Annotated in this window: 20 protein-coding genes; 11 read left to right on the forward strand and 9 right to left on the reverse strand. The window is 73.6% G+C overall.

Translation table 11 applies throughout. From position 1 onward, the window contains the following. Nucleotides 1-1,977: NAD-dependent DNA ligase LigA (gene ligA, locus BMX65_RS23905; RefSeq protein WP_075002431.1), on the forward strand; the 1,977-nt coding region annotated here is incomplete at its 5' end. 294 nt (nt 1,978-2,271) lie between these two features. Continuing rightward, the gene (locus tag BMX65_RS23910) at nt 2,272-4,509 is read left to right on the forward strand and encodes a putative bifunctional diguanylate cyclase/phosphodiesterase (protein WP_239502226.1); all 2,238 of its coding nucleotides are present in this window, start codon (nt 2,272-2,274) and stop codon (nt 4,507-4,509) included. A 121-nt stretch (nt 4,510-4,630) separates the two neighbouring features. On the opposite strand, the gene BMX65_RS23915 is transcribed toward BMX65_RS23910, so the two are convergent. The 5 genes from BMX65_RS23915 to BMX65_RS23935 are packed head-to-tail and all read right to left on the reverse strand — an operon-like array spanning nt 4,631 to nt 8,497. Continuing rightward, the gene (locus BMX65_RS23915; RefSeq protein ID WP_079172050.1) at nt 4,631-5,719 is read right to left on the reverse strand and encodes a serine hydrolase domain-containing protein; all 1,089 of its coding nucleotides are present in this window, start codon (nt 5,717-5,719) and stop codon (nt 4,631-4,633) included. Then, nucleotides 5,716-6,651, reverse strand: a complete 936-nt coding sequence (locus BMX65_RS23920; protein ID WP_075002432.1) for a DUF6895 family protein — start codon at nt 6,649-6,651, stop codon at nt 5,716-5,718. Before BMX65_RS23920 ends, BMX65_RS23915 begins: the two co-directional genes overlap by 4 nt. Next, nucleotides 6,648-7,601, reverse strand: coding sequence for a DUF6895 family protein (locus BMX65_RS23925; protein ID WP_075002433.1), 954 nt, complete (start codon nt 7,599-7,601; stop codon nt 6,648-6,650). The genes BMX65_RS23920 and BMX65_RS23925 overlap by 4 nt, the downstream gene beginning before the upstream one ends. After that, complete coding sequence (locus BMX65_RS23930) at nt 7,598-8,302, reverse strand: hypothetical protein (protein ID WP_239502225.1); 705 nt, start codon at nt 8,300-8,302, stop codon at nt 7,598-7,600. The genes BMX65_RS23925 and BMX65_RS23930 overlap by 4 nt, the downstream gene beginning before the upstream one ends. Nucleotides 8,303-8,311: 9 nt before the next feature. Further along, nucleotides 8,312-8,497, reverse strand: coding sequence for a hypothetical protein (locus BMX65_RS23935; protein WP_026004529.1), 186 nt, complete (start codon nt 8,495-8,497; stop codon nt 8,312-8,314). Nucleotides 8,498-8,735: 238 nt separating this feature from the next. On the opposite strand from BMX65_RS23935, the gene gatC reads away from it, so the two are divergent. From gatC to gatB, 4 genes are read left to right on the forward strand one after another with little or no spacing between them, the layout of a single operon-like run. Further along, nucleotides 8,736-9,035, forward strand: a complete 300-nt coding sequence (gene gatC, locus BMX65_RS23940) for an Asp-tRNA(Asn)/Glu-tRNA(Gln) amidotransferase subunit GatC (protein ID WP_075002435.1) — start codon at nt 8,736-8,738, stop codon at nt 9,033-9,035. Nucleotides 9,036-9,040: 5 nt separating this feature from the next. Then, the gene (gatA, locus tag BMX65_RS23945; RefSeq protein ID WP_075002436.1) at nt 9,041-10,537 is read left to right on the forward strand and encodes an Asp-tRNA(Asn)/Glu-tRNA(Gln) amidotransferase subunit GatA; all 1,497 of its coding nucleotides are present in this window, start codon (nt 9,041-9,043) and stop codon (nt 10,535-10,537) included. Further along, nucleotides 10,534-10,779 (forward strand): hypothetical protein, encoded by a 246-nt coding sequence (locus BMX65_RS23950; protein WP_075002437.1) that lies wholly within the window; start codon nt 10,534-10,536, stop codon nt 10,777-10,779. Before gatA ends, BMX65_RS23950 begins: the two co-directional genes overlap by 4 nt. Before the next feature lie 25 nt (nt 10,780-10,804). Further along, nucleotides 10,805-12,313: an Asp-tRNA(Asn)/Glu-tRNA(Gln) amidotransferase subunit GatB gene (gene gatB / locus BMX65_RS23955; protein ID WP_075002438.1), complete on the forward strand. Its 1,509-nt coding sequence runs from the start codon at nt 10,805-10,807 to the stop codon at nt 12,311-12,313. A gap of 164 nt (nt 12,314-12,477) precedes the next feature. Here the strand turns inward: gatB and BMX65_RS23960 are convergent, their stop codons facing one another. Further along, complete coding sequence (locus tag BMX65_RS23960) at nt 12,478-13,449, reverse strand: MBL fold metallo-hydrolase (RefSeq protein ID WP_075002439.1); 972 nt, start codon at nt 13,447-13,449, stop codon at nt 12,478-12,480. Nucleotides 13,450-13,641: 192 nt separating this feature from the next. Between BMX65_RS23960 and BMX65_RS23965 the strand changes: the two genes are divergently transcribed. Beyond that, nucleotides 13,642-14,085 carry a DoxX family protein gene (locus BMX65_RS23965; protein ID WP_075002440.1) on the forward strand — a complete coding sequence of 148 codons (444 nt, stop codon included), beginning with the start codon at nt 13,642-13,644 and terminating at the stop codon, nt 14,083-14,085. Between the two features lie 153 nt (nt 14,086-14,238). On the opposite strand, the gene BMX65_RS23970 is transcribed toward BMX65_RS23965, so the two are convergent. Genes BMX65_RS23970 through BMX65_RS23980 form a run of 3 tightly spaced genes read right to left on the reverse strand, consistent with a single transcriptional unit; the run spans nt 14,239 to nt 17,457 of the window. Next, nucleotides 14,239-14,991 carry an AIM24 family protein gene (locus BMX65_RS23970; RefSeq protein ID WP_075002441.1) on the reverse strand — a complete coding sequence of 251 codons (753 nt, stop codon included), beginning with the start codon at nt 14,989-14,991 and terminating at the stop codon, nt 14,239-14,241. A gap of 18 nt (nt 14,992-15,009) precedes the next feature. Next, on the reverse strand, nt 15,010-15,696 hold the full coding sequence (locus tag BMX65_RS23975; protein WP_075002442.1) for an AIM24 family protein: 687 nt from the start codon (nt 15,694-15,696) through the stop codon (nt 15,010-15,012). A 12-nt stretch (nt 15,697-15,708) separates the two neighbouring features. Further along, nucleotides 15,709-17,457, reverse strand: a complete 1,749-nt coding sequence (locus tag BMX65_RS23980) for a TerD family protein (RefSeq protein ID WP_075002443.1) — start codon at nt 17,455-17,457, stop codon at nt 15,709-15,711. 550 nt (nt 17,458-18,007) lie between these two features. Here BMX65_RS23980 and BMX65_RS23985 point away from each other — a divergent pair. From BMX65_RS23985 to BMX65_RS24000, 4 genes are all read left to right on the forward strand, one after another. Beyond that, complete coding sequence (locus BMX65_RS23985) at nt 18,008-20,320, forward strand: MMPL family transporter (RefSeq protein ID WP_075002444.1); 2,313 nt, start codon at nt 18,008-18,010, stop codon at nt 20,318-20,320. After that, nucleotides 20,277-21,068 (forward strand): hypothetical protein, encoded by a 792-nt coding sequence (locus BMX65_RS23990; RefSeq protein WP_075002445.1) that lies wholly within the window; start codon nt 20,277-20,279, stop codon nt 21,066-21,068. The genes BMX65_RS23985 and BMX65_RS23990 overlap by 44 nt, the downstream gene beginning before the upstream one ends. Before the next feature lie 307 nt (nt 21,069-21,375). Continuing rightward, nucleotides 21,376-21,570: a hypothetical protein gene (locus BMX65_RS23995; protein ID WP_075002446.1), complete on the forward strand. Its 195-nt coding sequence runs from the start codon at nt 21,376-21,378 to the stop codon at nt 21,568-21,570. Nucleotides 21,571-21,688: 118 nt separating this feature from the next. Continuing rightward, nucleotides 21,689-24,937: a helix-turn-helix transcriptional regulator gene (locus BMX65_RS24000; protein WP_075002447.1), complete on the forward strand. Its 3,249-nt coding sequence runs from the start codon at nt 21,689-21,691 to the stop codon at nt 24,935-24,937. Nucleotides 24,938-24,950 lie beyond the last annotated feature (13 nt).

A 24,950-nucleotide genomic window follows, 5' to 3' on the forward strand; every position in this document is an offset into this window, starting at 1 on the left:
GAGTTCACGGAGGTCGCCCACCGGGAGCGGATGCTCTCGCTGGACAACGCCTTCGACGACGAGGAACTGGGCGAGTGGGCCGACCGCGTGGCCCGCGAGCTGGAAGGGGTGGACTACCACTTCCTGTGCGAGCTGAAGGTCGACGGCCTCGCGGTGAACCTCACCTACGAGCACGGCCGGCTGGTCCGCGCGGCGACCCGCGGGGACGGCCGCACGGGCGAGGACATCACCCCCAATGTGCGGACGATCTCCGACATCCCCGAGCGGCTGACCGGCGAGGGGCTGCCGGAGCTGGTCGAGGTGCGCGGCGAGGTGTTCTTCCCCATGGAGCGCTTCGAGGAGTTGAACGCCCGGCTGGTCGCGGCGGGTGAGAAGCCCTTCGCGAACCCGCGCAACGCGGCGGCCGGCTCGCTGCGCCAGAAGGACCCGCGGGTGACGGCCACCCGCCCGCTGCACATGGTGGTGCACGGGATCGGCGCCCTGGAGGGCTTCGCCAAGGAGGACTTCGCCCGCCTCTCGAACGTCTACCACCTGCTGCGCGAATGGGGCCTGCCGACCTCGGCACACGCCGAGGTGGTGGACGGGCTGGCAGGCGTACGCCGCTTCATCGCCCACTACGGCGAGCACCGGCACTCGGTGGAGCACGAGATCGACGGCGTCGTCGTCAAGCTGGACGAGATCCGCCTGCAGGGCCGGCTGGGGGCCACCTCGCGCGCGCCGCGCTGGGCCATCGCGTGGAAGTACGCGCCCGAGGAGGTCAACACCAAGCTGGTCGACATCCGCGTCGGTGTGGGCCGCACCGGCCGGGTCACGCCGTACGCGGTGGTGGAGCCGATCACGGTGGCCGGTTCCGAGGTGGAGTTCGCGACGCTGCACAACCAGGACGTGGTCAAGGCCAAGGGTGTGCTCATCGGCGACACGGTCGTGCTGCGCAAGGCGGGCGACGTGATCCCCGAGATCCTGGGGCCGGTCGCCGACCTGCGCGACGGCACCGAGCGGGAGTTCGTGATGCCCGCCGAGTGCCCCGAGTGCGGATGGACTCTCCAGCCCATGAAGGAGGGCGATGTCGATCTGCGCTGCCCCAACGCCCGCTCGTGTCCGGCCCAGTTGCGTGAGCGGCTGTTCTACCTGGCGGGCCGCAAGGCGCTGGACATCGAGCACTTCGGCTACGTGGTCGCCAGCGCGCTGACCCAGCCGCTGGAGCCCGCGCAGCCGCCGCTGCGCGACGAGGGCGGACTCTTCGACCTGACGGTGGAGGACCTGCTGCCCATCGTGGCGTACGTCCTCGACCCGGACAGCGGGCTGCCCAAACGGGACCCCGCGACCGGCGAGGACAAGACGGTCACCCTGTTCGCCAACAAGCAGGGCGAGCCGCGCAAGAACACCCTGGCGATGCTGGAGAACATCCGGGCGGCCAAGGAGCGCCCGCTCGCCCGGATCATCACCGGGCTCTCCATCCGGCACGTCGGCCCGGTCGCCGCCGAGGCGCTGGCCCGCGAGTTCCGCTCGCTGGACCGGATCGCCGCGGCCGAGGAGGAGGAGCTGGCCGCCACCGAGGGGGTGGGCCCCACCATCGCCGCCTCCCTCAAGGCGTGGTTCGCCGAGGACTGGCACCGCGAGATCGTGCAGCGGTGGAGAGCCGCCGGAGTCCGGATGGAGGCGGAGGCCGCGGGGGACGAGGGTCCGCGTCCGCTGGCGGGGCTGACCACGGTCGTCACCGGCACCCTCGCCTCCTACACCCGGGACGGGGCCAAGGCCGCGCTGCAGGAGCAGGGGGCCAAGGTCACCGGATCGGTGTCGAAGAAGACCGACTTCGTCGTCGTGGGCGAGAACCCTGGCTCGAAATACGACAAGGCGGTGGCGGCGAAGGTGCCGATTCTGGACGACGACGGGCTCGCCGTGCTGTTGGCCGAGGGGCCGGAAGCGGCCCGTGCGGCGGCGCTGGCGACTGGGGAGGAGGAGGAAGCGGACGTCTGACGGCGGAGCGGGCCACCAGGGGTGAGTCCGGGACATTCCCCAACGCACCGCCCCTGCCGCGCCGTTCACGCACAGGCCACATCCGGCCACCTCCGCCTCGCCCCTCACGTGCGCGGAACTCCGGCGTCCGCCCCCGCCGTCCGCGGGACGCGCTCCGGTCGGGCACGCACCGCGTAGACGCATTCAGGGCAAGAGCGGCCGATCGCTGCCCCTCTTCCCAGGCAGCGGCCTACTGTTGACACAGACGCCTGTCGTGGCGAGGGGCAGGCGTGGACGGCTGCGAGAGGGACCAGGATGCTGGATTTCTCCGGGGGATCCAGGCCCCCGTTCTCCCGCCTGCCCTCGGACGGCACCCGGGGCAGGGCGGGGCGAGACGCCGGGGCGGGCAGCTCCGGGGGTGCGACGGAGAGCCGGGACCCGGCAGCCCGCGGCGGCGCGGGCAGCGGACCGGAGGCCGGTGCGGGCGGCGGGGAGGAAGCGCCGTGGCTCCAGCGGCTCGTGGCGCTCCGCCCTCCGCTGCTGCCCGCCCTGGCGGTGGCCGCCGCGGCGCTCGCGCTGGCCGCGGGCGCCGCCCGGGTGCTGTGGCGGGGCGGCATGCTCTTCCCGGACGGCACGCCCGGTTGGTCGTTCGCGGTCCTCACCGGCTGTGTGGTGGCGCATCTGGTCACCATGAGCCGGGACCGCTGGTGGAGCGGCACCGGTTCGGGCCCGGCGCTGACCCTCGCCGTCCTGCTGCTGTACGGCTGGGTCCCCGCGCTGCTGGTCAGCCTCGCGGTCGTGGTGCTGGTCGGTGGGGCGCGACGGCACCGCTGGCGGCAGGCGTTCGTGCACGGGGCCATCGACATCCTCGGCATCGCCGCCGCAGGGCTCGCCCTCGCCCTGTGCGGCGTGCACCCCTCGGTCGAGGACCCGTGGCAGCCCGACGACTGGTCGCCGGCCGCCGGAGCTGTGATCCCGCTGGCGGCCGCCGGGTATCTGCTGACCACCCGGGGGCTGCAGTGGTTCTGCTTCGCCCCGCGCACCCGCGGACTGCCCTCGGCGCTGCGCACCGCAGTGGTGCGGCAGGGGCTGATCGCCGTCGCGCTGCTGGGCATCGCGCCGCTCATCGTCGTCGTCGCGGTGCACAAGTCGCCGCTCCTGCCGCTGTTCGCCGTCCCGCTGATCGCACTCGACTCCACCTTGCGCATCGCGCGGGCCCGCGCCGAGGAGCAGTTGCGCGACCCGCTGACCGGCCTGCCGAACCGGCTGTGGCTGCTGGAGCGCGCCTGGGCCGCCCTGGACGAGGCCGAACGCACCGCCGAACGCGCCGCGCTGGTCCTCATCGACCTCGACCGCTTCCGCTCCGTCAACGACACCCTCGGCCATCTCGCGGGCGACCGGCTGCTGCTGCAGATCGCCGATCGGCTGCGTGCCGCCCTGCCGCGCGGTGCCGAGGCGGCCCGGCTGGGCGGGGACGAGTTCGCCGTCCTGCTGCCCGTCGCCGACTCCACCACCAGCGCCCAGCGGATCGCCCGGGGCCTGGTCTCCGCGCTCAGCTCCCCCCTCGATCTGGACGGGCTCACGCTGGTGCTGGAAGCCAGCGCCGGGGTCGCGGTCTTCCCCGAACACGCCACCGAGGCGGAGGGGTTGCTGCGCCGCGCAGACGTGGCGATGTACGAGGCCAAACGCGACCGCACCGCCGTGGAGGTCTACGAAGCCACCCGCGACGGCAACACCCCCGACCGGCTGGGCCTGCTGGCCGATCTGCGGCGCGCGCTGGACGCGGGCGAGGTCGAACTGCACTACCAGCCCAAGGTCGGGTTCGACGGCACCGTCTCCGGGCTGGAGGCGCTGGTGCGGTGGGTGCACCCCGAGCGGGGCCGGGTCCCTCCGGACGAGTTCATCGCCATCGCCGAGACCTCGGGCCTGATGCCGCGGCTGACCGAGTACGTGCTGGAGACCGCGCTCGCCCAGGTGGCGGTCTGGCGCCGGGACGGGCTGACGGTGCCGGTGGCGGTCAACGTCTCGCCGCGCGATGTGCACTCGCCCGGTTTCGCCGGGGCCGTCGCGGCGCGGCTGGCCCGGCACGGAGTGCCGCCCGGAGCGCTGCAGTTGGAGATCACCGAGCATGTGCTGCTGGAGGACCCGCAGCAGGCGGCCGACACCTTGGCGGGGCTGACCGGGCACGGCGTGAAGATGTCGCTGGACGACTTCGGGACCGGCTACTCCTCGCTGGTGCATCTGCGGCGGCTGCCGGTGAGCGAGTTGAAGATCGACCGCTCGTTCGTGGCCCGGCTGGCGGTGGACACGGAGGACGCGGAGATCGTGCGGTGCACCGTCGATCTGGCGCACTCCCTGGGGCTGTTGGTGGTCGCCGAGGGCGTGGAGGACGACGAGACCTGGGAGCGGCTGCGGGATCTGGGCTGTGACGCGGTGCAGGGGTGGCTGGTGGCCGCGGCCATGCCGCCCGGCGAGACGACGGCCTGGCTGCGGGCCCGGGAGATCCCGGCGGACCGCTCCCTGCCCTCCCCACCGCCCGCGCGCACTCCGTGACGGGAGTCCGCGGGCATCCGGTGGCGCGGTGCCTGCGCGGACACCGCCACGGTGCGCGCAACCGCCGCCGGGCCCGGCCGACCCCGACGACGGTCGGGGCGCCCTGCCGCCGCGGCCCGGGTCACCCCGCCGCGGCCTCCTCCACCAGCGCGTACAGCAGGTCGTAGGCGGTCGGCACCAGTCGGCAGCCGCGGTAGCGGCGGGTGGCCACGGCCGTCAGGCCGGTGCCGGACGCCGGGTGGAAGCCGCAGAACGCCTGCTGCCCGAAGGTCGCACCGGCGTGGAAGAGGAGCGGCCCGCCCGGCGCGGGGTGCTGGAACCAGGTCAGGGTGTGGGTCTCACCGCGTTCCCCGCCCCGGTGCAACTGGGGCTGCTGCACCGCGCGCAGCGGGCCGCTCAGCGGCGTGCCCGCGGGGTCGAGGTGGGCCTCCAGGAAGCCGAGCAGATCGTGCGGGGTGGCCCGGACGGCGCCCGCCGCACCGAACCCGCCCATGTCGGCTGCGGGAACGGGAGTGCGGCCGTCCCTCCGGTGCCCGACCGCGTCCGCGCCCGCGGGGCCAGGGCCCAGCGTGGTGCCGGTCAGTCCGAGCGGCCGCAGCACCCGGGTGCCCAGCAGTGCGGGGAAGCTGCCGCCGCCCGCGTGGGAGAGGGCGGGGCCCAGCAGCGCGATCCCGAAGTTGGAGTAGATCCACCGGCGGCCCGCCGGATGCCGCGGCCGGGTGGCGGCGAAGCTGCGCAGCAGCCGCTCGGTGCCGAAGCGGGCGTAGCCGTTGCTGTGCGGCCGCAGCAGCGCGCCCGGAACGAGCGCGTGCGGGACGCGGGGCAGCCCGGAGGTGTGCGTGGCCAGGTGGCGCAGCGTGATGCGGTGGGCTGTGCTGTGGGCGGGCCGGACGGCGGGCGGCAGGTGGGCGGTGAGCGGATCGTCCTGGTGCAGCACGCCCTCGCCGGCCAGCGTCGCCAGCAGCAGTACGGTGTAGGTCTTGGAGAGCGAGCCCAGTTCGTAGCGCAGTGCCTCACGCGGAGTGGCCGGCGGCTGCGCCCGGCCGCCGGTCACCACGGTGCGCCGGCCGTGCCGGGTGACGCCGAGGACCACGTCCGGGGCGTCCACGCGGGCTGCCTCGCGCGCGAGGCGGTCGGTGAGCGCGGCCTCGGAGCCGCAGATGTTCACCCGCGGCTCGGCCGGCGCGGTCCGGGAGCCGGCCGGGCTCACGCGCCGCCGCCCGACAGGGCGCGGGAGGTGGCCATCGCGGAGGCGAACGCGGAGACCAGCGTGGGATGGTGGACCAGGTCGAAGACGTCGGACGGGTCGCCCTCCGGCATCGGTCCGCACACCGGCATCGCACCCGTGGGCGACTGCGCCGCCGCGTACCGCTCCCAGAGCGCCCCGTCCAGCGCGGCGCGTGGCAGGCAGGCGTCGACGATGAAGAGTTCGCCCAGCAGGTCCCAGTGCTCCAGCTCGGCCCAGTCCGCCGCCCAGGCCGGCAGATACAGCTCCAGATAGCGGGCCAGCTCCTCGGGGATGCCCTCGGGCTGTTCACCCCAGTTGGTCAGGTGGAAGACGGTGTGGGTGATGTCGTAGGCGATGTGCAACTGCACCGCCCACGGCTCCGGCTGCCGGCCCAGCACGGTGGTCGCGAGCGTCTCGGCGAAGTCGCCGCTCGGCTCCAGACCCATCCGGCGCTCCGCGTTGAGGACACCGAGCCGCCGGTTGGGGACCATCTCCAGCGCCTGCCAGGCGCGGGTGGCGCGCGGGGCGCGCAGCGCGGCCTCCAGCCCGGGGTGCCGGTGGCCCAGCTCGTGGAAGACGGCGTAGATCTCCAGCGGCACCGGGGAGAAGGGCTCGTCCTGCTGGAGCTTGGCCAGGACATTGCCGCCGTCCAGCAGCTCCCGCCAGGCGAAGTCCAGCAGCGAGGTGGCCCGCTCCCGCTGGCGGCCGCCCGCCACACCCTCCCGGGAGAGCATCCGCATGTTGATGGCCAGCTCGCCGATCGGCTTGAGGCGCTCCATCAGCGCGTCACCGCGCGCCCGGTCCGCCTCCGTGAGCCGGAAGTGGTCGCGGTTGGCGTCGAGCCAGGCCAGCGCGCGGTCGCCGACGCCGTGCAACAGGGCGGGAGGGGCGGGTGCGGGAGCGGTCGTGGTCATCCGGGGGCCTCGCTGTCCAGGGTCGCGGTCCGGGCCAGGGTGCCGGCGAACGCCAGCACGAGGGTGGAGTGGTAGCAGGCGGTGAAGCACTCGGCGGCGCCGGTGCCGGGCGGCGGCGGGTCGTCCCGCTCGGGCAGCGCGCCGTCGGCGGTGCGTGCCGCGGCCAGCCGCTGCCAGGCCGCCGCGTCGAACACGGCGCCCGGCAGGCAGGCGGCGACGGCGAGGAGTTCTCCGGCCAGGTCCCACAGCCGCTCCTCCAGCCAACTGCCCAGCCATGCCGGGAGCCACAGTCGCAGGTACTCGGCCGCGGCGGGGGAGAGCCGGGAGGGGGCGCGGCCCCAGTCGGTGAGGTGGAAGACGTCGTGGGTGAGGCCGTAGGCCGTCCGGCACTCCAGGAACCAGGGCTCGGGCCGCCGCCCGAGCCAGGTGTGCGCCAGTGCGGCGCCGAAGTCCGTGTGGTGCGGCAGCCCGATCCGGGCCTCGGCGTTGAGCACGGCCAGGGTGCGGGTGTGGTCCTCGCGGGCCAGTTGCCAGCCGCGCAGCCCGGTCGTGGTCCGAACCAGCTCCTCCACGGCGGCGTCGCGCAGCCCGGCCCGGGCGAAGCTGCCGTACAGCTCCACCGGGTAGGTCGCCTGCGGCTCGCCCCGTACGAGCTCCGCGAACAGCTCGCCCTGCCGGGCCTCCTGCCAGGCGTGCGCGAGCAGCCGCCGCGCCCGGGCGCGGAGCTCCGGCCGCGGATGGAGTTCCGCGATCAGGGCCGAGAGCTCGGCGAGTTCACCGAGCGGTTTGAGGGTCAGATTGGGATCGGCGGTGGTGGCCACGTCCGGCGGCAGCCGGAAGTGCGCGCGGTGCCGCTCCACCCAGTCCAGGCCCTCGGCGACGAGGGTGTCGAGGAGGTCCGCGCCGGGGTGGGCGCGCGGTCCCGCGGGTGCCGCGCGGGCGGTGGTCACCGGCCCCGTCCGAAGAAGGTCCGCGCGGCGGTGAGGTGCACGGCGGCCCGCGGGTCGCCGCTCATCTGCTGCACGAAGCGCAGCCCGCTGTCCAGCCCGAGCGAGGGCGGAGTCTGCGGCAGTCTGGCCAGCCATCTGCCGAGCCCGGCGGCCTGCTGCCAGTCGCGGCGGCGCACCGCGCGCACGAATCCGCGCGCCAGGTCCTCGGTCCGGCCCGACAGCCGGTCGGTGAGGGCGCCGGCGAGTCCGGGCAGCGCGAGCGAGGCGAGCTGGGAGACCCGGTGCGAGAGCCGGGGCCAGGGTTCGGTGTCCAGCCAGTCGTCCGCCGGGTCGGGCGCGGGCGGCAACTGTGCGGCGTGGGCGGGCAGCAGCGCGCGGGTGGCCTCGACCAGTCCGCGGTAGCTCCAGGTGGAGACGGCCGCGGGGTCGTCGCCGGGCGGGAAGGCGGTGAGCGCCTGCCGCACCATGGCCGCGTCCGCGCTCCCGGCGCCGTCGGCTCCGCGGCCGCCGTCCAGCGCGTACGGGGCGAGGGCGTCGGCCCCCAGCACCCGGACCGCGGCGGGGGAGAGCGCGTCTTCCTGGGGCAGGGTCCTGGTGAGCGCATACGGATCGCCCTCGCCGCGGAGGGCGAGGGCGATCCCGGATGCGGCATCAGCGATGACCGCGTTCAACGCGGCTGCTCCCTGTGCCTGTTCCGTCAAGGCGACCCCCTACTTGGTCTCCGTCTTGGGACGGGGGGTCGGGGGAGAGATCAGCAGCAGCGCGGCGAGGAGCAGCCCACCACCGCACTCCCGGGTGTCACGGAAGACGCCGTCCGGCTCCGGGGCGCTCATCAGACCTTCCACCTCGGCGGCGAGGGCTGCGGTCTCGGGCTGGGCGGTGCGATCCATAGGCATAAGATCACTCCTTTTTCGTTGGGGACGGCTTCCATGGTGACCCGGGTCTCAAAGGTACGCAATTCGGGTAAACGGTACATCTTTCCGGCTCGCTGACCAGCGACGACGCGCGCCGGGGCGCCCGAGCGGCCGTACCTCCACCGCTGGAGGCCCCGAGTGGGAAAGCCGTTCCCCGGCAGTCCGGAGCGCCCCATAGGATTGGGGCGGACAATCCGACACTCACCCAGAGGACCGCTGCATGCCTGGCATCTCGCGCGAGGAGGTCGCCCACCTCGCGAAGCTGGCGCGCCTGGAGCTGAAGGACGAAGAGCTCGACCACTTCGCCGGACAGCTCGACGACATCATCGGCGCGGTGGCCGCAGTCTCCGCTGTCGCCGACGACGCCGCCGTACCACCGACCTCCCACCCGCTCCCGCTCACCAACGTCATGCGGCCGGACGAGGTCCGTCCGTCGCTGACCCCGCAGCAGGCGCTCTCCGGAGCCCCCGCGCAGGAGCAGCAGCGATTCAAGGTGCCGCAGATCCTGGGGGAGGAGTGACCGGGATGTCAGAGGAACTGATCAGGCTGACGGCCGCCGAGCTGGCGGCGCGGATCGCGAGCGGCGAGGTCACCGCCGTCGAGGCGACCGAGGCCCATCTGGCCCGGATCGGCGCCGTGGACGAGAAGGTGAACGCCTTCCTGCACGTGGACCGCGAGGGGGCGCTCGCCCAGGCCCGCGAGGTCGACGCCAAGCGGGAGCGCGGCGAGAAGCTGGGCCCGCTGGCCGGCGTCCCGCTGGCGCTGAAGGACCTGTTCACCACCGAGGGGGTGCCGACCACCGCGGGGTCGAAGATCCTGGAGGGCTGGATCCCGCCCTACGACGCGACGGTCACCAAGCGCCTCAAGGACGCCGACGTCGTCATCCTCGGCAAGACCAACATGGACGAGTTCGCCATGGGGTCCTCCACCGAGAGCAGTGCCTACGGCCCGACCGCCAACCCCTGGGACCTCACCCGGATCCCCGGCGGTTCCGGCGGCGGCTCGGCCGCCTCGCTCGCCGCGCACATGGCGCCGCTGGCCATCGGCACGGACACCGGCGGCTCGATCCGCCAGCCCGCCGCCGTGACCGGCACGGTCGGCGTCAAGCCCACCTACGGCGGGGTCTCCCGGTACGGGATGATCGCCTTCTCCTCGTCCCTGGACCAGGGCGGTCCCTGCGCCCGTACGGTGCTGGACGCGGCGCTGCTGCACAGCGTCATCGCGGGCCACGACGAGCGGGACTCGACCTCCATCGCGCAGCCGGTCCCGGACATCGTGGCGGCGGCCCGCAACGGCTCGGCGAGCGGGATGCGCGTCGGCGTCGTCAAGGAGTTCCGCGGCGAGGGCTACCAGGACGGCGTGATGCAGCGCTTCGACGAGTCCGTCGAACTGCTGCGCGAGCTGGGTGCGGAGATCGTGGAGCTGTCCTGCCCCTCGTTCACCAAGGCGCTGGCGGCCTACTACCTGATCGCCCCGTCCGAGTGCTCCTCCAACCTGGCCCGGTTCGACGCCATGCGCTACGGCCTGCGCAGCGGCGACGACGGCAGCCACTCGGCGGAGGAGGTCACCGCACTGACCCGGGAGGAGGGCTTCGGCGACGAGGTCAAGCGCCGCGTCATGCTCGGCACCTACGCGCTCAGCTCCGGCTACTACGACGCCTACTACGGCTCGGCGCAGAAGGTCCGCACCCTGATCACCCGCGATTTCGAGAAGGCGTTCGAGCAGGTGGACGTGGTGGTCTCGCCGACATCCCCCACCACCGCCTGGCCGATCGGCGAACGCGTCGACGACCCGATGGCGATGTACCTCGCCGACGTCTGCACACTCCCGTCCAACCTGGCGGGCAACTCCGCCATGTCCATCCCGTGCGGGCTCGCGCCGGAGGACGGGCTCCCGGTGGGGCTGCAGATCGTCGCCCCCGCCATGGCCGATGACAGGCTCTACCGTGTCGGTGCGGCCCTGGAGGCCGCCTTCCAGGCACGTTGGGGGCACCCGCTGCTAGAGGAGGCACCGTCGCTGTGAGTTCGAAGCTGCAGAAGGCCAAGGGTTTCAAGAAGTCCAGGACCGGGCTGTACTTCTCCATCGCCACGTCGCTGATCGGTGTCCCCGGCACCGTCAAGCGCGCCAAGGAGGCGAAGCAGGAGGGGGACATGCTGCAGCTCGTCGATGTGGCGGTCTCCGCGGCCGGCATCGTCACCGGCGTCGTGCTGCTGGTGCGCGAGCTGCGCCGACTCGACGTCGTCGACGACATCCTCGACGACTGACGCGGGAGAGAAAGGTACGTTTTCCGTGACCGTCACCGAACTGGTGTCGTACGACGAGGCGCTGGCCTCCTACGACCCCGTCATGGGCCTCGAGGTCCACGTCGAGCTCGGCACCAGGACCAAGATGTTCTGCGGCTGCTCGACCGAGCTGGGAGCCGAGGCGAACAGCCAGGTCTGCCCGACCTGCCTGGGACTGCCCGGCGCGCTGCCCGTCGTCAACAAGGTGGGCGTGGAGTCCGCCGTCCGGATCGGCCTCGCGCTGAACTGCCGGATCGCCGACTGGTGCCGCTTCGCCCGGAAGAACTACTTCTATCCGGACATGCCGAAGAACTTCCAGACCTCGCAGTACGACGAGCCGATCGCCTTCGACGGCTATCTGGACGTCCAACTGGAGGACGGCGAGGTCTTCCGCGTGGAGATCGAGCGCGCCCACATGGAGGAGGACACCGGCAAGTCCACCCACGTGGGCGGGGCCACCGGGCGTATCCACGGCGCCTCGCACTCGCTGCTCGACTACAACCGCGCCGGCATCCCGCTGATCGAGATCGTCACCAAGCCCATCCAGGGCGCGGGCGAGCGGGCGCCGGAGGTCGCCAAGGCGTACGTCGCCGAGCTGCGCGAACTCATCAAGGCGCTCGGTGTCTCCGAGGCCCGGATGGAGATGGGCCAGATGCGCTGCGACGTCAACCTCTCGCTCCGTCCCAAGGGCGCCGAGAAGTTCGGCACCCGCAGCGAGACGAAGAACGTCAACTCGCTGCGCAGCGTCGAGCGCGCCGCCCGGTTCGAGATCCAGCGGCACGCCGCCGTGCTCTCCTCCGGCGGCACCATCATCCAGGAGACCCGGCACTTCCACGAGGAGGACGGGTCCACCACCTCGGGCCGGGTCAAGGAGGAGGCGGAGGACTACCGCTACTTCCCCGAGCCCGACCTGGTGCCCGTCGCACCTGCCCGCGAGTGGGTGGAGGAGCTGCGCGGCACCCTGCCGGAGCTGCCCCGGGTGCGGCGGATGCGGCTGCGCGAGGAGTGGGGCATCTCCGAGCACGAGATGCAGTCGGTGCTCAACGCGGGCGCCGTCGACCCGATCGTCGCCACCGTGGACGCCGGCGCCCCCGCCGACCAGGCCCGCAAGTGGTGGATGGGGGAGCTCGCCCGCCGCGCCAACGAGGACGGCGCCGAGCTGACAGCGCTGCCCATCACCCCCGAGCAGGTCGCCCGGCTCTGCGCCCTGGTCGCCGAGGGCTCGCTGAACGACAAGCTCGCCCGGCAGACCATCGAGGGCGTGCTGGCCGGTGAAGGCGGTCCGGACGAGGTGGTCGAGAAGCGCGGTCTCAAGGTCGTCTCCGACGAGGGCGCGCTGGGCACCGCCGTCGACGAGGCCATCGCCGGGAACCCGGACATCGCCGAGAAGGTGCGCGGCGGCAAGATCCAGGCCGCCGGTGCCCTGGTCGGCGCCGTCATGAAGGCCACCAGGGGCCAGGCCGACGCGGGCCGGGCCCGCGAGATGATCCTGGAGAAGCTGGGCGTCGAGGGCTGAGCCCAGCCGACCGGCCGTACGGCGAGGGGTGGGGCACCGCGACCGGTGCCCCACCCCTCGCCGTGTCGGTTCACCCGCCGTGTCGGTTCACCCCTCGCCGTGCCGGTTCGCGCACGCGCCCGGTCGGTGCACCCCGCCCTTGCCGCCGGACCGGGCCGGCACCCTCAGCGGCCGCGCTGCTCGGCGGCGAAGGCGATCATCTCGGGCAGCACCTCGGCGAGCGGCCCCGGCTCGGTGCCGTCCAGGTGCCGGTACTCGGTTCCGACGGTCACCACCAGCCGTTCCACCAGTCCGAGCTCGGGCCCCAACCCCTCCCCGGCGATGATGCGGGCCGCCTCGACGGCCGGCACCCCGCGGCCGTGCAGCGCGTGCGCGCGCTCCCGCAGCTCGGCCAGATGGTCGATGTGGGAGCGCAGCCCGGCGATGTCGAGCACCGGACCGTGGCCGGGGACGATGGTCTCGGCTCCGGTCTCCAGCACCCGCTCGCAGGCCCCGATGACGTTCTCCAGCGGCCCCGCCCAGTGCACCGGGTGGTCGCCGGGCTCCTCCGGCGTCGAACCGAAGACGACGTCGCCGGTGAAGACGGTGCCGTGGTCCGGCAGGTGCACGAGCAGGTCCCCGGTGGTGTGCGCGGGCGGCAGGCTGGTCAGCAGGACCGGATGGCCGCCGACCGTCAGCTCCAGCTCGCCCTCGAAGACGGTGCCGGGTTCCACGACCCGGGTACCGGACCAGTCGAAGTGCCCGAAGTGCTCGGCCAGATAGCTGCCGACCGGGGACCCCTCGCCCGCCGACTCGATCATCCGGCGCAACTGCTCCGGGCTCGGTTCCAGTTCGAGGTGGTGCCGGGCCTCCCGGGTGGCGATCACCTCGGCACCCGGCACGACCTCGGCACCCCACAGATGGTCGCCGTTGGCGTGGGTGACCACGATCCTGGCTATCCCGCGCCCGCCGAGTATCCGCTGCGACTCCGCCAGGAACGCCTCGGCCAGGGGCCGGTCGTACGGGGTGTCGATCCACAGGGCCTCGTCGGAGGCCGCCAGCAGCCCGCAGTTGGCGAGCCCCCAGCCGCGCTGCGGGGGCTTCCAGAGGTACAGGTCGTCAGCGAGCGGCCGCAGGGCCGAAGGGGAGAGTGCCATGGGCCCGATTGTGCCGTGCACCACTGCTGCGGGCCGTTGCCGGGGCGGGCCCCGGGCGTTGTACCGGGGTGCGGGGTGCGGGGTGCGGCGGTCGGCGGAAAGAGCCGACGAGTTCCGGTGCGGGCGATGAGTTCCGGCGGGCGGCGCGGTCTGTCCTTTCGAGAGCCGCCCGCACCTTCCCGAGGAGACCCGATGTCCCAGACCGTCAGCGCCCCGTCCGCCGCCACCGTCCGCCAGGACGGGGCCGGCCGCCGCGGAGAACTCGCGGCGAAGATCCTCACCGTGCTGCTCGCCCTCTTCTTCGGAACGGCCAGCGGAGCGCCCAAGCTGTTCCAGGCCCAGGCGGCGGTCGACGCCTTCGACCGGATCGGCTGGGGCGACTGGTTCATGTACACCGTCGGCGCGCTGGAGGTGCTCGGTGCGGCAGCGCTGCTGGTCCCGCTGCTGTCCGAGGCAGCGGCGCTGGCCTTCGTCGGTCTGCTGGCCGGTGCCACGGTCTTCAACCTGACCGTGCTCGACGCTCCCGAGGCCGTGCTCACCACCGTCGCCGTGGCCGCTCTGTGCGGCTTCGTCGCCAGAGTCCGGCGAGGTGCCACGGTGCGGCTGCTGCACCGTCTCCGCACCGATCGTCCGTGAGGCCGCCGCCCCGCCGACCGCCTTCGGCGGCCCGGGCCCTCGGGAACCGGCCTCCGCGTGCATCCTCCGGGACGCGGCGGGGCCGGTTCCCGGCTGTTCCCGCTCGCGGTGCCCCGGGAGGCACCGGGAAGGAACAGCCGGGGTGCTTCCGGCTCAGTTGGTGAAGATGTTGCCCTGGTTGTGGCCGCGGGCCCCCTGGGCGCCCATGCCGTACTGGGCGCGCAGCCCGCCGCCGAGCTGCGCGTGCTGCGGCGGGAGCAGCTCGCTGGGCTGGACGAGGGCGTAGCCCTGGCCCATGAACGAGAGCTCCCAGCCCTCACCGGTGCTGCCGCGGCGGCGCCAGACGCCCTGCGAGGAGGTCTGGGCCTGCATCTGCACCCGCAGCCCGCTGGACCAGGCGACGACCGCGTCCGAGTCGGCGTTGACGTAGGTGTCCGGGGTGACGTTCAGCAGCAGCGGCTGTCCTGAGGTCATCAGCGCCACCTTGCCGTGCCCGGTGATGTTGAGGTTGTAGGCGCCGGTGCCGGAGATGCCGAACTGGCTGTCCACCGAGATCACCTCGTGGTGCAGCGTGGAGTCCATGGCCAGGACGTAGGCCGCGTCGACGGTCAGTCCGTCCCGGTCGACGTCCACCACGTGGACGTACTGCGCCAGATTGGCCAGGAAGACCGTTCCCTGGCCGGAGCAGCGCATCAGCGGCACCTGCTCGCGGACCGGGCCGCGGTGCCCGCCGCGCGCCTGGTACTCGGCGTCGAACTCCAGCAGCCCCTGGTAGGCGACCATGGCGCCCTTGCGGGCCAGCACATCGTCGTGGCCCCCCAGTTGCACCCGCAGCAACTGCGGGTTCTGCACCGCGTAGCGGTCCTCGGTGGCGACCTCGGCGTATCCGAAGAGCGAACTCTGCACGGCTGTTCTCCTTCCCCCTCAGCCCCGGACCCGGATGCGGTCGGTGCTGTCCTCGCTCGGCTGGACCACCACGAAGCCCTGTCCGGAGAAGGCGATCTGGTACGCCTCGCCGCTGCCCCGGCCGATGAGCGCTCCGGCCTTCATGCTGCGCTTGCTCTTCATCTTCAGCCCGCTGGACCAGGCCACCAGTGCGTCCGGGTCGACGTAGGTCTCGTCCTCGCCGCGCCCGCAGTCCACGACCACGGGGGTGCCGCGCGAGGTCAGGGCCGCCCAGCCGGTGCCGCGCACGGAGACGTTGAACAGCCCCTGCCCGGCGAACTTGGCGAGCCCCTTGACCCGCTCCACGCCCCACTGGAGGTGCGCGTCGAAGGCGAGCAGGTTGGTGCCGTTGATCGACAGCGCCTCCTCGGCGAGGTTGACGCAGACCACGTCGGCGCCGTAGTCGGCCAGGTAGAGCAGGCCGTCGCCCCGGCAGAGCATCAGCGGGTTCTGCTCGCCGGTCAGCCACTGGGAGGCCATCTGGCGGACGGCGGGCGGATTGGCCTCGTACTGCACGAAGCCCTCGTAGGCGACCATCGAGCCCGGCCGCGCGAACAGGTCCTGGCCCGACTGCATGGCCACCTTGACCATGTGCGAGCCGTGGTTCTCCATGCGTGCTGCCACGGGAGCGGGCGCGTAGCCCGCGAGCGGTGCCGGCTGGTTCATGACGGGCTCCCCCTAGACCTCGTACGGCTGGACGACGATGAAGTTGCCGGGTGCCCCGCGGAACTGGAGGTTCACGGTCTCCCCGCTGTGCCCCGGATAGGCGTTGCGGTGCAGCCGCACCTGGCTGGTGACGATGACCTGTGCCGCCGCCGACCACGCCACGACCGCCTGTGCGTCGGCGAAGGTGGTGGGGGTGACGGGGAGGACGACGGGGGTGCCGCGGGTCTTGACGACCACGGTGCCGGTTCCGCTGAACTGCATCGTGAAGAGCGCGCCTCCGGGGATGCCGTGACCCTCGATCCGGCGCACCTCGTGGTGCAGCGACTCGTCGAAGGCGAGCACGTTCTCGGCCGAGACGCACAGCCCGTCGCCCTGCAGTTCGACGGGGTGGACGTGTGCCGCGTCCTCGGCGAAGAAGACCTGGCCGCGGCCGGTGCAGCGCATGAGCTGCATCTCCTGGCCGGTGGCGTTGCCGACCACGCGCCCGGTGAAGCCGGCCCCCTTGTAGGAGAAGTCGACCTTCCCCTGGTAGAGCACCATGCTGCCCTGTTTGGCGAGCACGGGCCGGCCGTCGACGCCGATGTCCGCCCGGACGAGGGAGGGGTTCTGCAGGGTCCAGCGCTGGCCGTCGGGCGCCTCGTGGAACTTCTGCAGCGCCGCACCGATGCCCGCGGCCGGGCCCTGCGGTACCTGAGGTGTGCCGTAACCGCCGGGCTGCTGCTGTGCGAACGGGTTGGAGAGCTGCTGTCCGCCGGGCGGCCCCGGCTGCTGCGGGGGCGGCGGCTGGTGCTGCTGGTAGGGCTGAGGTGCCTGAGGTGCCTGCGGCATCCCGCCGGGAGCGAACTGCGCTCCGCCGGGCGGCCCCTGCTGCGGCGGAGGCGGCGGCGGACCGCCGTGCTGCGGCTGGAGCGGACCCACCACGGTCGGGGCGCCGTGGATGTCCGGAGCGGTCGGCGGCGGTGACTGGGGCTGCTGGGGTGGCTGCGGCGCCTGAGGAGGTTGTGGCTGTTGCGACGCCTGCTGCTGCGGCATCTGCGGCTGCTGCGGTGCCGCTTGAGGCTGCGGAGCCTGCGCCGCCGCGGGCGCCGCGGCCTGCGGGACCTGGGATGCGGGCGCGGGACCCGCCGGTGGGGCGAAGCCGGGAGCGGGCTGTGGCGGAGCGCCTCCGCCCGGCGGCGCGAAGCCCGGCGCCGCCCCTGCCCCGGGAGCGCTCTGCTCCTCCTCCTGCTCCTCCAGCACCTCACCGCCGAAGTGCTCGAGCAGCGCGTCCAGTCCGCCGTCGAACCCCTGGCCGATCGCGGCGAACCGCCAGACATCGTCCTTCCGGTAGATGTCGCCCAGCATCACGGCGCGCTCGGTGGTGAACTCCGAGCCGTCGAAGGGGTAGCGGGCCACCTCCTGGCCGCCCGCCACCAGGCGGATGTAGCCGGGGCCGATCCCGGACATCTGCCCGGCCCCGTCGAGGGAGGCCGTGAACGACAGCCGCTGCACCTGCGCGGGAACCCGCTCCAGCGTCACCCGGAAGGACTCGGTGTCCCCGGCCTGCGCACCCAGGAGCTGCAGGGACTCCTCGGGCGAGGCGGGCTGGTTGAAGAAGACGAAGTAGCGGTCGTCCGAGAGCTGCTCCTGCCCGTCCAGCCCGAAGCAGCTGATGTCGAAGGAGAGTCCGGCTCCGGCGATCTGCACGCCCACGTACAGATCCGTGCCGGCCGTCAGGTCACTGATCCTGGCCTTGTGGCCGCGTTGGAATTCCCTGGACATACGTAACGACCGTCCCCCATCCCGTGTGGTGCGTGCGCCGGGCCTTCCGGCCTCCTGCGGACCGCCCGACCTCCGCGAGGGGATCGCCGGACGGCTCCCACAGGCTAATGGGTACCGACGACGGCGGTACCGGTCGCGTTCCTCCGGCGCTCTCGGCACGCGGCGCACGCCGGGCTTGCGTGGATTCGCGCCGGGCTCGCGCTGCCGAAGCCGCGCTGCGCTCTTCCGTGCCGCGCTCTTTCGTGCCGTGTCTCCCGCGCCGGGGCTCCGCCCCGCACCCCGGCACGGAGCGCCGCGGCGAGGGTGCCGTCCACGCGGTGAGGACGCGGTTACGGGCTGAGACACGGAAGCGGACTCGCTGTGGGTATCGCCACAAACGCCGCAATCGATCTCTGCGGGATGGCACGCTGCAGAGCACGGTCCTTGAGGTGAGGTGTTCTGCCGCCTCGGACCGCCGCTCCCGGCCGACGGCCGGGAGGCCCGATGCGGCGGACGGGAGTCGACGCACCCGTTCCCCGCCCGTACGACACCCGGGAGCAGGCGACCGCCCGTGACCGCTCTTGCCCGCTGGTGCCTGAGGCGCCGCCTCCTCGTCCTGCTGCTCTGGCTCGCCGCGCTGGCCGGTGCCGTGACGGCCTCCTCGCTTCTCGGCAGCGCCTACTCCGACGACTACGGTGCCCAGGGCACCGAGTCCGGCCGGGCGGCGGAGCGCATGGAGAGCGCGTTCCCCGACCGGGCCGGTGCCAGTGACACGATCGTGTGGCACTCGGAGCAGGGCACGGTGCGCGCCACGGCGGTCCAGGAGCGGATGACCGAGGCGCTGCACGAGGTCGAGGGCCTGCCCGGTGTCGAGTCCGTGGAGTCGCCCTACGGCGCCGGGGGCGGTGGCGCGATCAGCCCCGACGGCCACACCGCCTATGCCGCTCTCACCTTCGAGGGGCCCACCGACGAGCTGGGCGGGCAGACCGTGCAGCGCGTCCTGGACACCGTCCAGGACGCATCCGGGGACGGTCTGCAGGTCGAGGCGGGCGGCTCGGGCGTGGCGGTCGCCGAGGCCCCCACGGCCCACCTCGCCGAGGGCATCGGACTGGCGGCGGCGGCCGTCGTCCTCTTCCTCGCCTTCGGCTCGCTCGCCGCCACGGCGCTCCCGCTGATCACCGCGGTCGTCGCCGTAGGCACCGCGACGGCCGCTACCGGGCTGCTCAGCCGGCTGATGACCGTCGCCGACTTCGCGCCCATGCTGGGCATGCTCATCGGACTGGGCGTCGGCATCGACTACGCGCTGTTCATCGTCACGCGGCACCGGCGCGGGCTGCGCGCCGGGCTGCCGGTGGTCGAGGCCGCACGCCGGGCGGTGACGGTGTCGGGACGCGCGGTGGTCTTCGCGGGGGCCACGGTCTGCATCGCCCTGCTGGGCATGTTCATCCTGCGGCTCGGCTTCCTCAACGGAGTGGCGATAGCCGCCTGCCTGACCGTGCTGCTGAGCGTGGCCGCCTCCGTCACCCTGCTGCCCGCTTTGCTCGGCTTCATCGGCATGCGCGCCCTCAGCCGCCGGGAGCGCCGTCAGCTCATCGAGCGCGGTCCCCGTCCCGACCGCCCCACGGGCTTCGCCATGCGCTGGTCCGCCTTCGTCGAACGACGGCCCAAGCTGCTGGGCGGGGTCGCGGCGCTGCTGATGGCCGTGCTGGCGCTGCCCGCACTCGGACTGCACCTGGGCACCTCGGACCAGGGCAACGACCCGGCGGCCAGCACCACGCGCAGGGCCTACGACATGCTCGCGGACGGATTCGGGCCGGGCACCAACGGTCCGCTGACGCTGGTCGGCGAGCTGGACGGGGCCGGCGACAAACTGGCCTTCGACCACCTGCGCGGCGACATCCAGCACACCCCCGGTGTCGCCCAGGTGAGCGGGCCCGAGTTCAACGGCAGCGGCGACACCGGAGTGATCACGGTGGTGCCCGACAGCTCCCCGCAGTCCCGGTCCACCTCCGACCTGGTGGACCGGCTGCGTGGGGACGTCCTGCCGAAGGCCGAGGAGGGGTCGACGATGGAGGTCCTGGTCGGCGGGTCCACCGCGGGCCACGACGACTTCGCGGACATCATCGTCGGCAAGCTCCCGCTGTTCGGCGGCGTGGTCATCGGCCTCGGTTCGCTGCTGCTGCTGGTGGCCTTCCGGAGCATCGGCATCCCGGTCAAGGCGGCGCTGATGAACATCGCGGCCGTCGCCGGAGCCTTCGGTGTGGTGGTCGCCGTCTTCCAGTGGGGCTGGGGCAGCGAACTGCTCGGGCTGGGCAGTGCGGGCCCCATCGAGCCCTTCCTCCCGGTCATCATGATCTCGGTGCTGTTCGGGTTGTCCATGGACTACCAGGTCTTCCTCGTCAGCCGGATGTACGAGGAGTGGCGGCTGACCGGCGACAACCGGCGTGCGGTGCGGGTCGGCCTCTCGGAGACCAGCAAGGTGATCAACTCCGCGGCTGTGATCATGATCTCCGTCTTCGGCGGGTTCGTGCTCAGCGGTGACCGGCTCATCGCCATGTTCGGCATCGCGCTGGCCGCGGCGGTGGCCCTGGACGCGTTCGTCCTGCGCACACTGCTGGTACCGGCGCTGATGCACATGCTCGGGGGCGCCAACTGGTGGCTGCCCAAGTGGCTGGACCGGCGGCTGCCGCGGCTGAGCATCGAGCCGGACATCGAGTCGGACATCGAGTCGGACCCGAGCTGCGAGGAGGAGGCGCCCGTGACCACTCCCGTACCGGTGGTCGGGCAGCGTCCCGGCTCTCTCATCGGTCTCTCAGAAACCGCCCCTACCGTGGCCGCCCATGGCTACCGAAAGCACCAGGACCACGCAGAACACGACCGATAGGTCCCCGGACGAGGAACCGGCCGACGAGGCCGCAGCGGCGGAACAGCGCAGTCCGGCGGCGGAGGAGAAGGGCGGGCGCGGCCCGGCGCAGCGGGACGGCAAGAAGTCCCAGCAGGAGGCGCAGGAGGACGCGGCCCTCCCGACCGCCGCCGGGGCCGGGGACGGAAAGGAACCCGACGCCACCGCGGACGCTCCCGACAGCGACAGCGACACCGACAGCGACAGCGACACCGACCGTGACGACCCCGAAGATGGCGGCGACGGCGACGGCGACGGCGGCGACGACGGCAACGGGGACGACGGCGACCCGCAGGCCGCGGACTCCGCGTCCGGCCGGCGCCAGGACTGGGCAGGCGGTGCGGTGGCCGTCCTCAGCGCCGGGCTCGGCCTCGCCTCGCTGACCGGCACCTCCTTCAGCGACATGCTGCGCGAGCGCAAGAGCCTCATCGGCCAGATCGAGAGCAGCGCCCAGGGCTCCGGCGGCTCCGCGTCCGACCAGGTCAACGCCCTCTACGGAGCGCCCTGGCACGCGGCGGCCGTGGTCAACGGGATCTTCGCCGTGCTGGCCGTCGCGGTCGGCGCCCTGCTGCTGGCGGCGCTCACCGGCCGGAGCCGGGCGCGCGGCTGGGTCAAGGCCGTAGCGCTGGGCGGGGTGCTGCTCGGCCTGGTCGGGCTCCTCGTCGCCGGAGGCATGTACTTCGACCTGTTCGCCGCGCAGCCCGAGGTCCCCGCTGCGCCCGGCCAGTGAGCCCTGGGTCCTGCGGCCCCGGCCGGTGAGCACTCGGTGTCCCCGTGGTCTCCCTCGCTCCCGGCCGGGACCCGGACCCCGTTCCCGCCCCGGTCCCGGGTTCCCGCCCCGTTCCCACCTCGTTCCCCCCGGTCCGGACTGCGGACCCAGTGCGCGGTACCTCCGTCTAAGGCCCCACGGGCGACCCGCTCCGGGGTCCTAAGGCCCCCGGAGGGTCAGGACCGGGCAGTTGCCCGATGTGCCGGAACCCCCTCAGAGAGGACTGTGGAAGCACAGTTCGCAACCACTCCCCGAGGGGGCCATCGAGATGCTGTACGACCTCAACCACACCTACCACCAGAGCCGGATGGACGACCTGCGCCGCGAGGCCGAGCACGAGCGCCTGGTCCGCGCGGCCAAGGCGGCACGCCGGGAGCGGGGCCGCGGGGGTGCGCGTTCCTGGCTCGGCCGCAGGAGCCGGGACCGGGGCGAGGGCGAGCGGGTGTGGGTCCCGGCCGCGTGAGCGTGTCGCGCGCCGCCCGCGGCAGGGGTGCCGCGGGCGGCGGACCGGCGGCCGGACACCGCGCGGCCGTGCCCTGGGCGTTCGCTACCGGTGAGGCCGCGCATAAGGCAGGTGCCTTATGACGGTGCCGGATGCGATGCTGAGTGACGTGCCCCTGCAAACCAGTGTCAGTCCCGTGTTCGTCGGCCGTACCGCCGAACTGACCGCACTCACCACTGCCCTCACCCGCGCCGGTACGGGCGCTCCCCAGGCGCTCCTCCTCGGCGGCGAGGCGGGCGTGGGCAAGACCCGGCTGCTGGAGGAGTTCCTGGCCCGGGTCCGTGCGGCCGACGGCGTCACCACCCTCGGCGGCTGCCTGGAACTGGGCGCGGACGGCCTCCCCTTCGCGCCCTTCACCACCGCACTGCGCGGGCTGCGCGGCGCCGTGCCGCCCGCCGTGCTGGCCGCCGCCGCCGAGGGCCGCGAGACCGAGCTGGCCCGGCTGCTGCCGGACCTGGCGGTGCCCGGACCACCGGCGCCGCAGCGCGAGGAGTACGACGACGGCGCCGACGGCGGACGCGCCCGGCTCTTCGAGGCAACGGCCCAACTGCTGGAACGGCTGGCCGCCGACCGCACTCTCGTCGTCGCCCTCGAAGACCTCCAGTGGGCCGACCGCTCCACCCGGGAACTGCTCGGCTACCTCTTCCGCTCCGTACGCACCTGTCGGCTGGTGCTGCTGGCCACCTACCGGACGGACGACATCCACCGCCGCCACCCGCTGCGCCCCTTCCTCGCCGAGCAGGACCGGCTGCGGACCGTGCTGCACCTGGAGCTGCCCCGGCTGACCCGCAGCGAGGTGCGCGACCAGATCACCGGCATCAAGGGCACCGAGCCCGCGGGCGAGCTGGCCGAGGAGATCTTCTGCCGCTCCGAGGGCATCCCCTTCTTCGTCGAGGAGCTGACGGCCACCGAGGCCGCCTGCGCCATCAGCAACTCGCTGCGCGACCTGCTGCTCGTCCGCGTCGAGGCGCTGCCCGAACCCGCCCAGCGTGTGGTGCGGCTGGCGGCGGGCGGTGGCTCGGCCGTGGAGCACGCCCTGCTGGCCGCGGTCGCCGGGCTCGGCGAGGACGCGCTGCTGGAGGCACTGCGCTCGGCAGTCGGCGCCAACGTACTGCGCCCCACCACCGACGGCTCCGGCTATCTGTTCCGGCACGCCCTGCTGCGCGAGGCGGTGCGGGAGGACCTGCTCCCCGGCGAACTGGCCCGGATCAGCCGCCGCTACGCCGAGACGCTGGAGAGCGACCCGTCCCTGGTCCGGGCCGAGGAGCGGCTGGCACGCCTGGCGCACTACTGGCACCGCGGCCGGGACGCGGCCAAGGCGCTGCCCGCCGCGCTGTCCGCCGCCGGTGAGGCCCGGGACCGGCACGCGTACGCAGAGGAGCACAGCCTGCTGGAGCGGGTCATCGAACTGTGGGACGAGGTGCCCGAGGAGGAGCGGACCGAACTGCCCGCACTGCGGATCCCGCGCACCTTCCCATGTGCCGACGCTCCCGAGGACCCCGACAGCCACCGGGTTCCCCCGTTCCGGCCGCCCGGCTTCGTCGAGGTGCTGGCCGAAGCGCTCACCGCCGCCCGGGTCAGCGGCGACGTGGCGCGGGCCAAGGTCCTCGCCCGCCGTGCGCTGGCCCGGCTGGACGAGACGAAGGACCCGCTGACAGCCGCCTGGTTCCAGCTCAAGAGCGGGCTGCTGCTGGAGGACATGGGCAAGGGCGACGGCTGGGCGCAGATCGCCAAGGCCCAGGAACTGGTCCGCGGGCTGCCGCCGTCGGCGGTCCACGCGGAGGTGCTCTCCAGCGCCGCGAGCTGGGGCATGATCCACCGTCCCGGGCGGGAGGCGCTGGCGACCGCCGTGCGCGCGGTCGAGCTGGCCCGGGTGGTGGGCGCGACCACCATCGAGCTGGACGCCAGGGTCACCCTCGGCACCCTGCTCGCCGAGTCGGGCGACCTGGAAGAGGGGCTCGCCGAGCTGGCCCGGGCGCGGGACGAGGCGGACGAGGCCGGCGTCACCAGCGTGATGACCTGCGCCGCCATCAACATCGCCGTGGAACTGGAGGCGGTGGGGCGTTCGGCCGAGGCCGCCGAGGAGGCCGCCGGAGCCGCCCGTGTCGCCCGGGACCGCGGACGCCCCAACTCCTACGCCGGGGCCCTCGCCGGACAGGCCGAGGCGCTGCTCTCGACGGGGGACTGGCAGCGGGCGGAGGAGCTGCTCGAACGGGCCGCCGCCGCTGCCCGCGTGGCGGACGTACGCGCCTGGGTGGCGCTGCTCCGCGCCCGGCTGGCCCGCGACCGGGGGGATCTCCCGGGACTGGAGTCGGCCGTCGAGGAGGCCGCGGCCACCATGGGGTCGTCCCCGGCGGGCGAGCCGCAGCGGGTGGTGGCGCTCCGGCTCTTCACGATGGCGCTGGCCGCCGAGCGCGGCGAGTTCGCCGCGGCCCGCCGCGAGCTGGCGACCGCCCTGCAGGAGGGCTTCCCGCCGAGTACTCACCCGTACGCATGGGCGCTGTTGTACGCGGCCGCTTCGTACGAGGCGGAGCTGCGCGGCCTCCCGGACGCCGAACGGGGGCGCGGCGAGGTGCTGGCCGAACTGCACCGCACAGCTCGCAGGCTGCCCCGGCCGGCTCCGGTGTGGGAGGCGTACGCGCTGCTGCTGGAGGCCGAGCTGAAGCGGGCGGCGGGGGAGGGCGATCCGCGGCACTGGGAGGCGGCGGTGCTGGCACTGGAGCCGGTGGACCGCCCGGGTCCGCTGGCCCGTGCGCGGCTGCGCTGGGCCGAGGCACTGCTGGAGGACGCGGACGCGCGGCGCGGCGACTGCCCGGCCCCGCGGGAGCTGCTGGGACAGGCGCACTCCGCCGCCGTACGACTGGGCGCGGCGCCGCTGCGGGCCGAGGCCGAGCAGCTCGCGGCCCGCGCCCGGATCGCGCTCGGCGGCGGCGCGGACTCCGATCTCCCGGCCGCCGACCGGCCGGCACCCGCGCCCGCCGACCCGGCGGAGGCGTTCGGACTCACCCGGCGGGAGCGCGGCGTGCTGGAACTCGTCGCCGAGGGCCGCAGCAACCGGCAGATAGCCGAACGCCTCTACATCGCCCCGAAGACGGCGAGTGTGCACGTCTCCAACATCCTGGCCAAGCTGGGCGTGGCCACCCGCGGCGAGGCGGCGGCCATGGCGTTCCGGCTGCGGCTGGTGAGCCCGAAGGGGCTCAGCTCCGCGGTTGCTCCCCCGGACGCGGACGCCGGCGCGGATGCTCCGCGGACGGCGGCTGCTCCGGGCGCCGCAGGGTCCCCGACGGCTCCGGCCGTTGCTCGGTCCGTTGCTCGGGTGGACGGATGAGCGCCCGGCCGGA

It is taken from the genome of Streptomyces qinglanensis (assembly GCF_900111245.1).
In the GTDB taxonomy this organism is placed as follows: domain Bacteria; phylum Actinomycetota; class Actinomycetes; order Streptomycetales; family Streptomycetaceae; genus Streptomyces; species Streptomyces qinglanensis.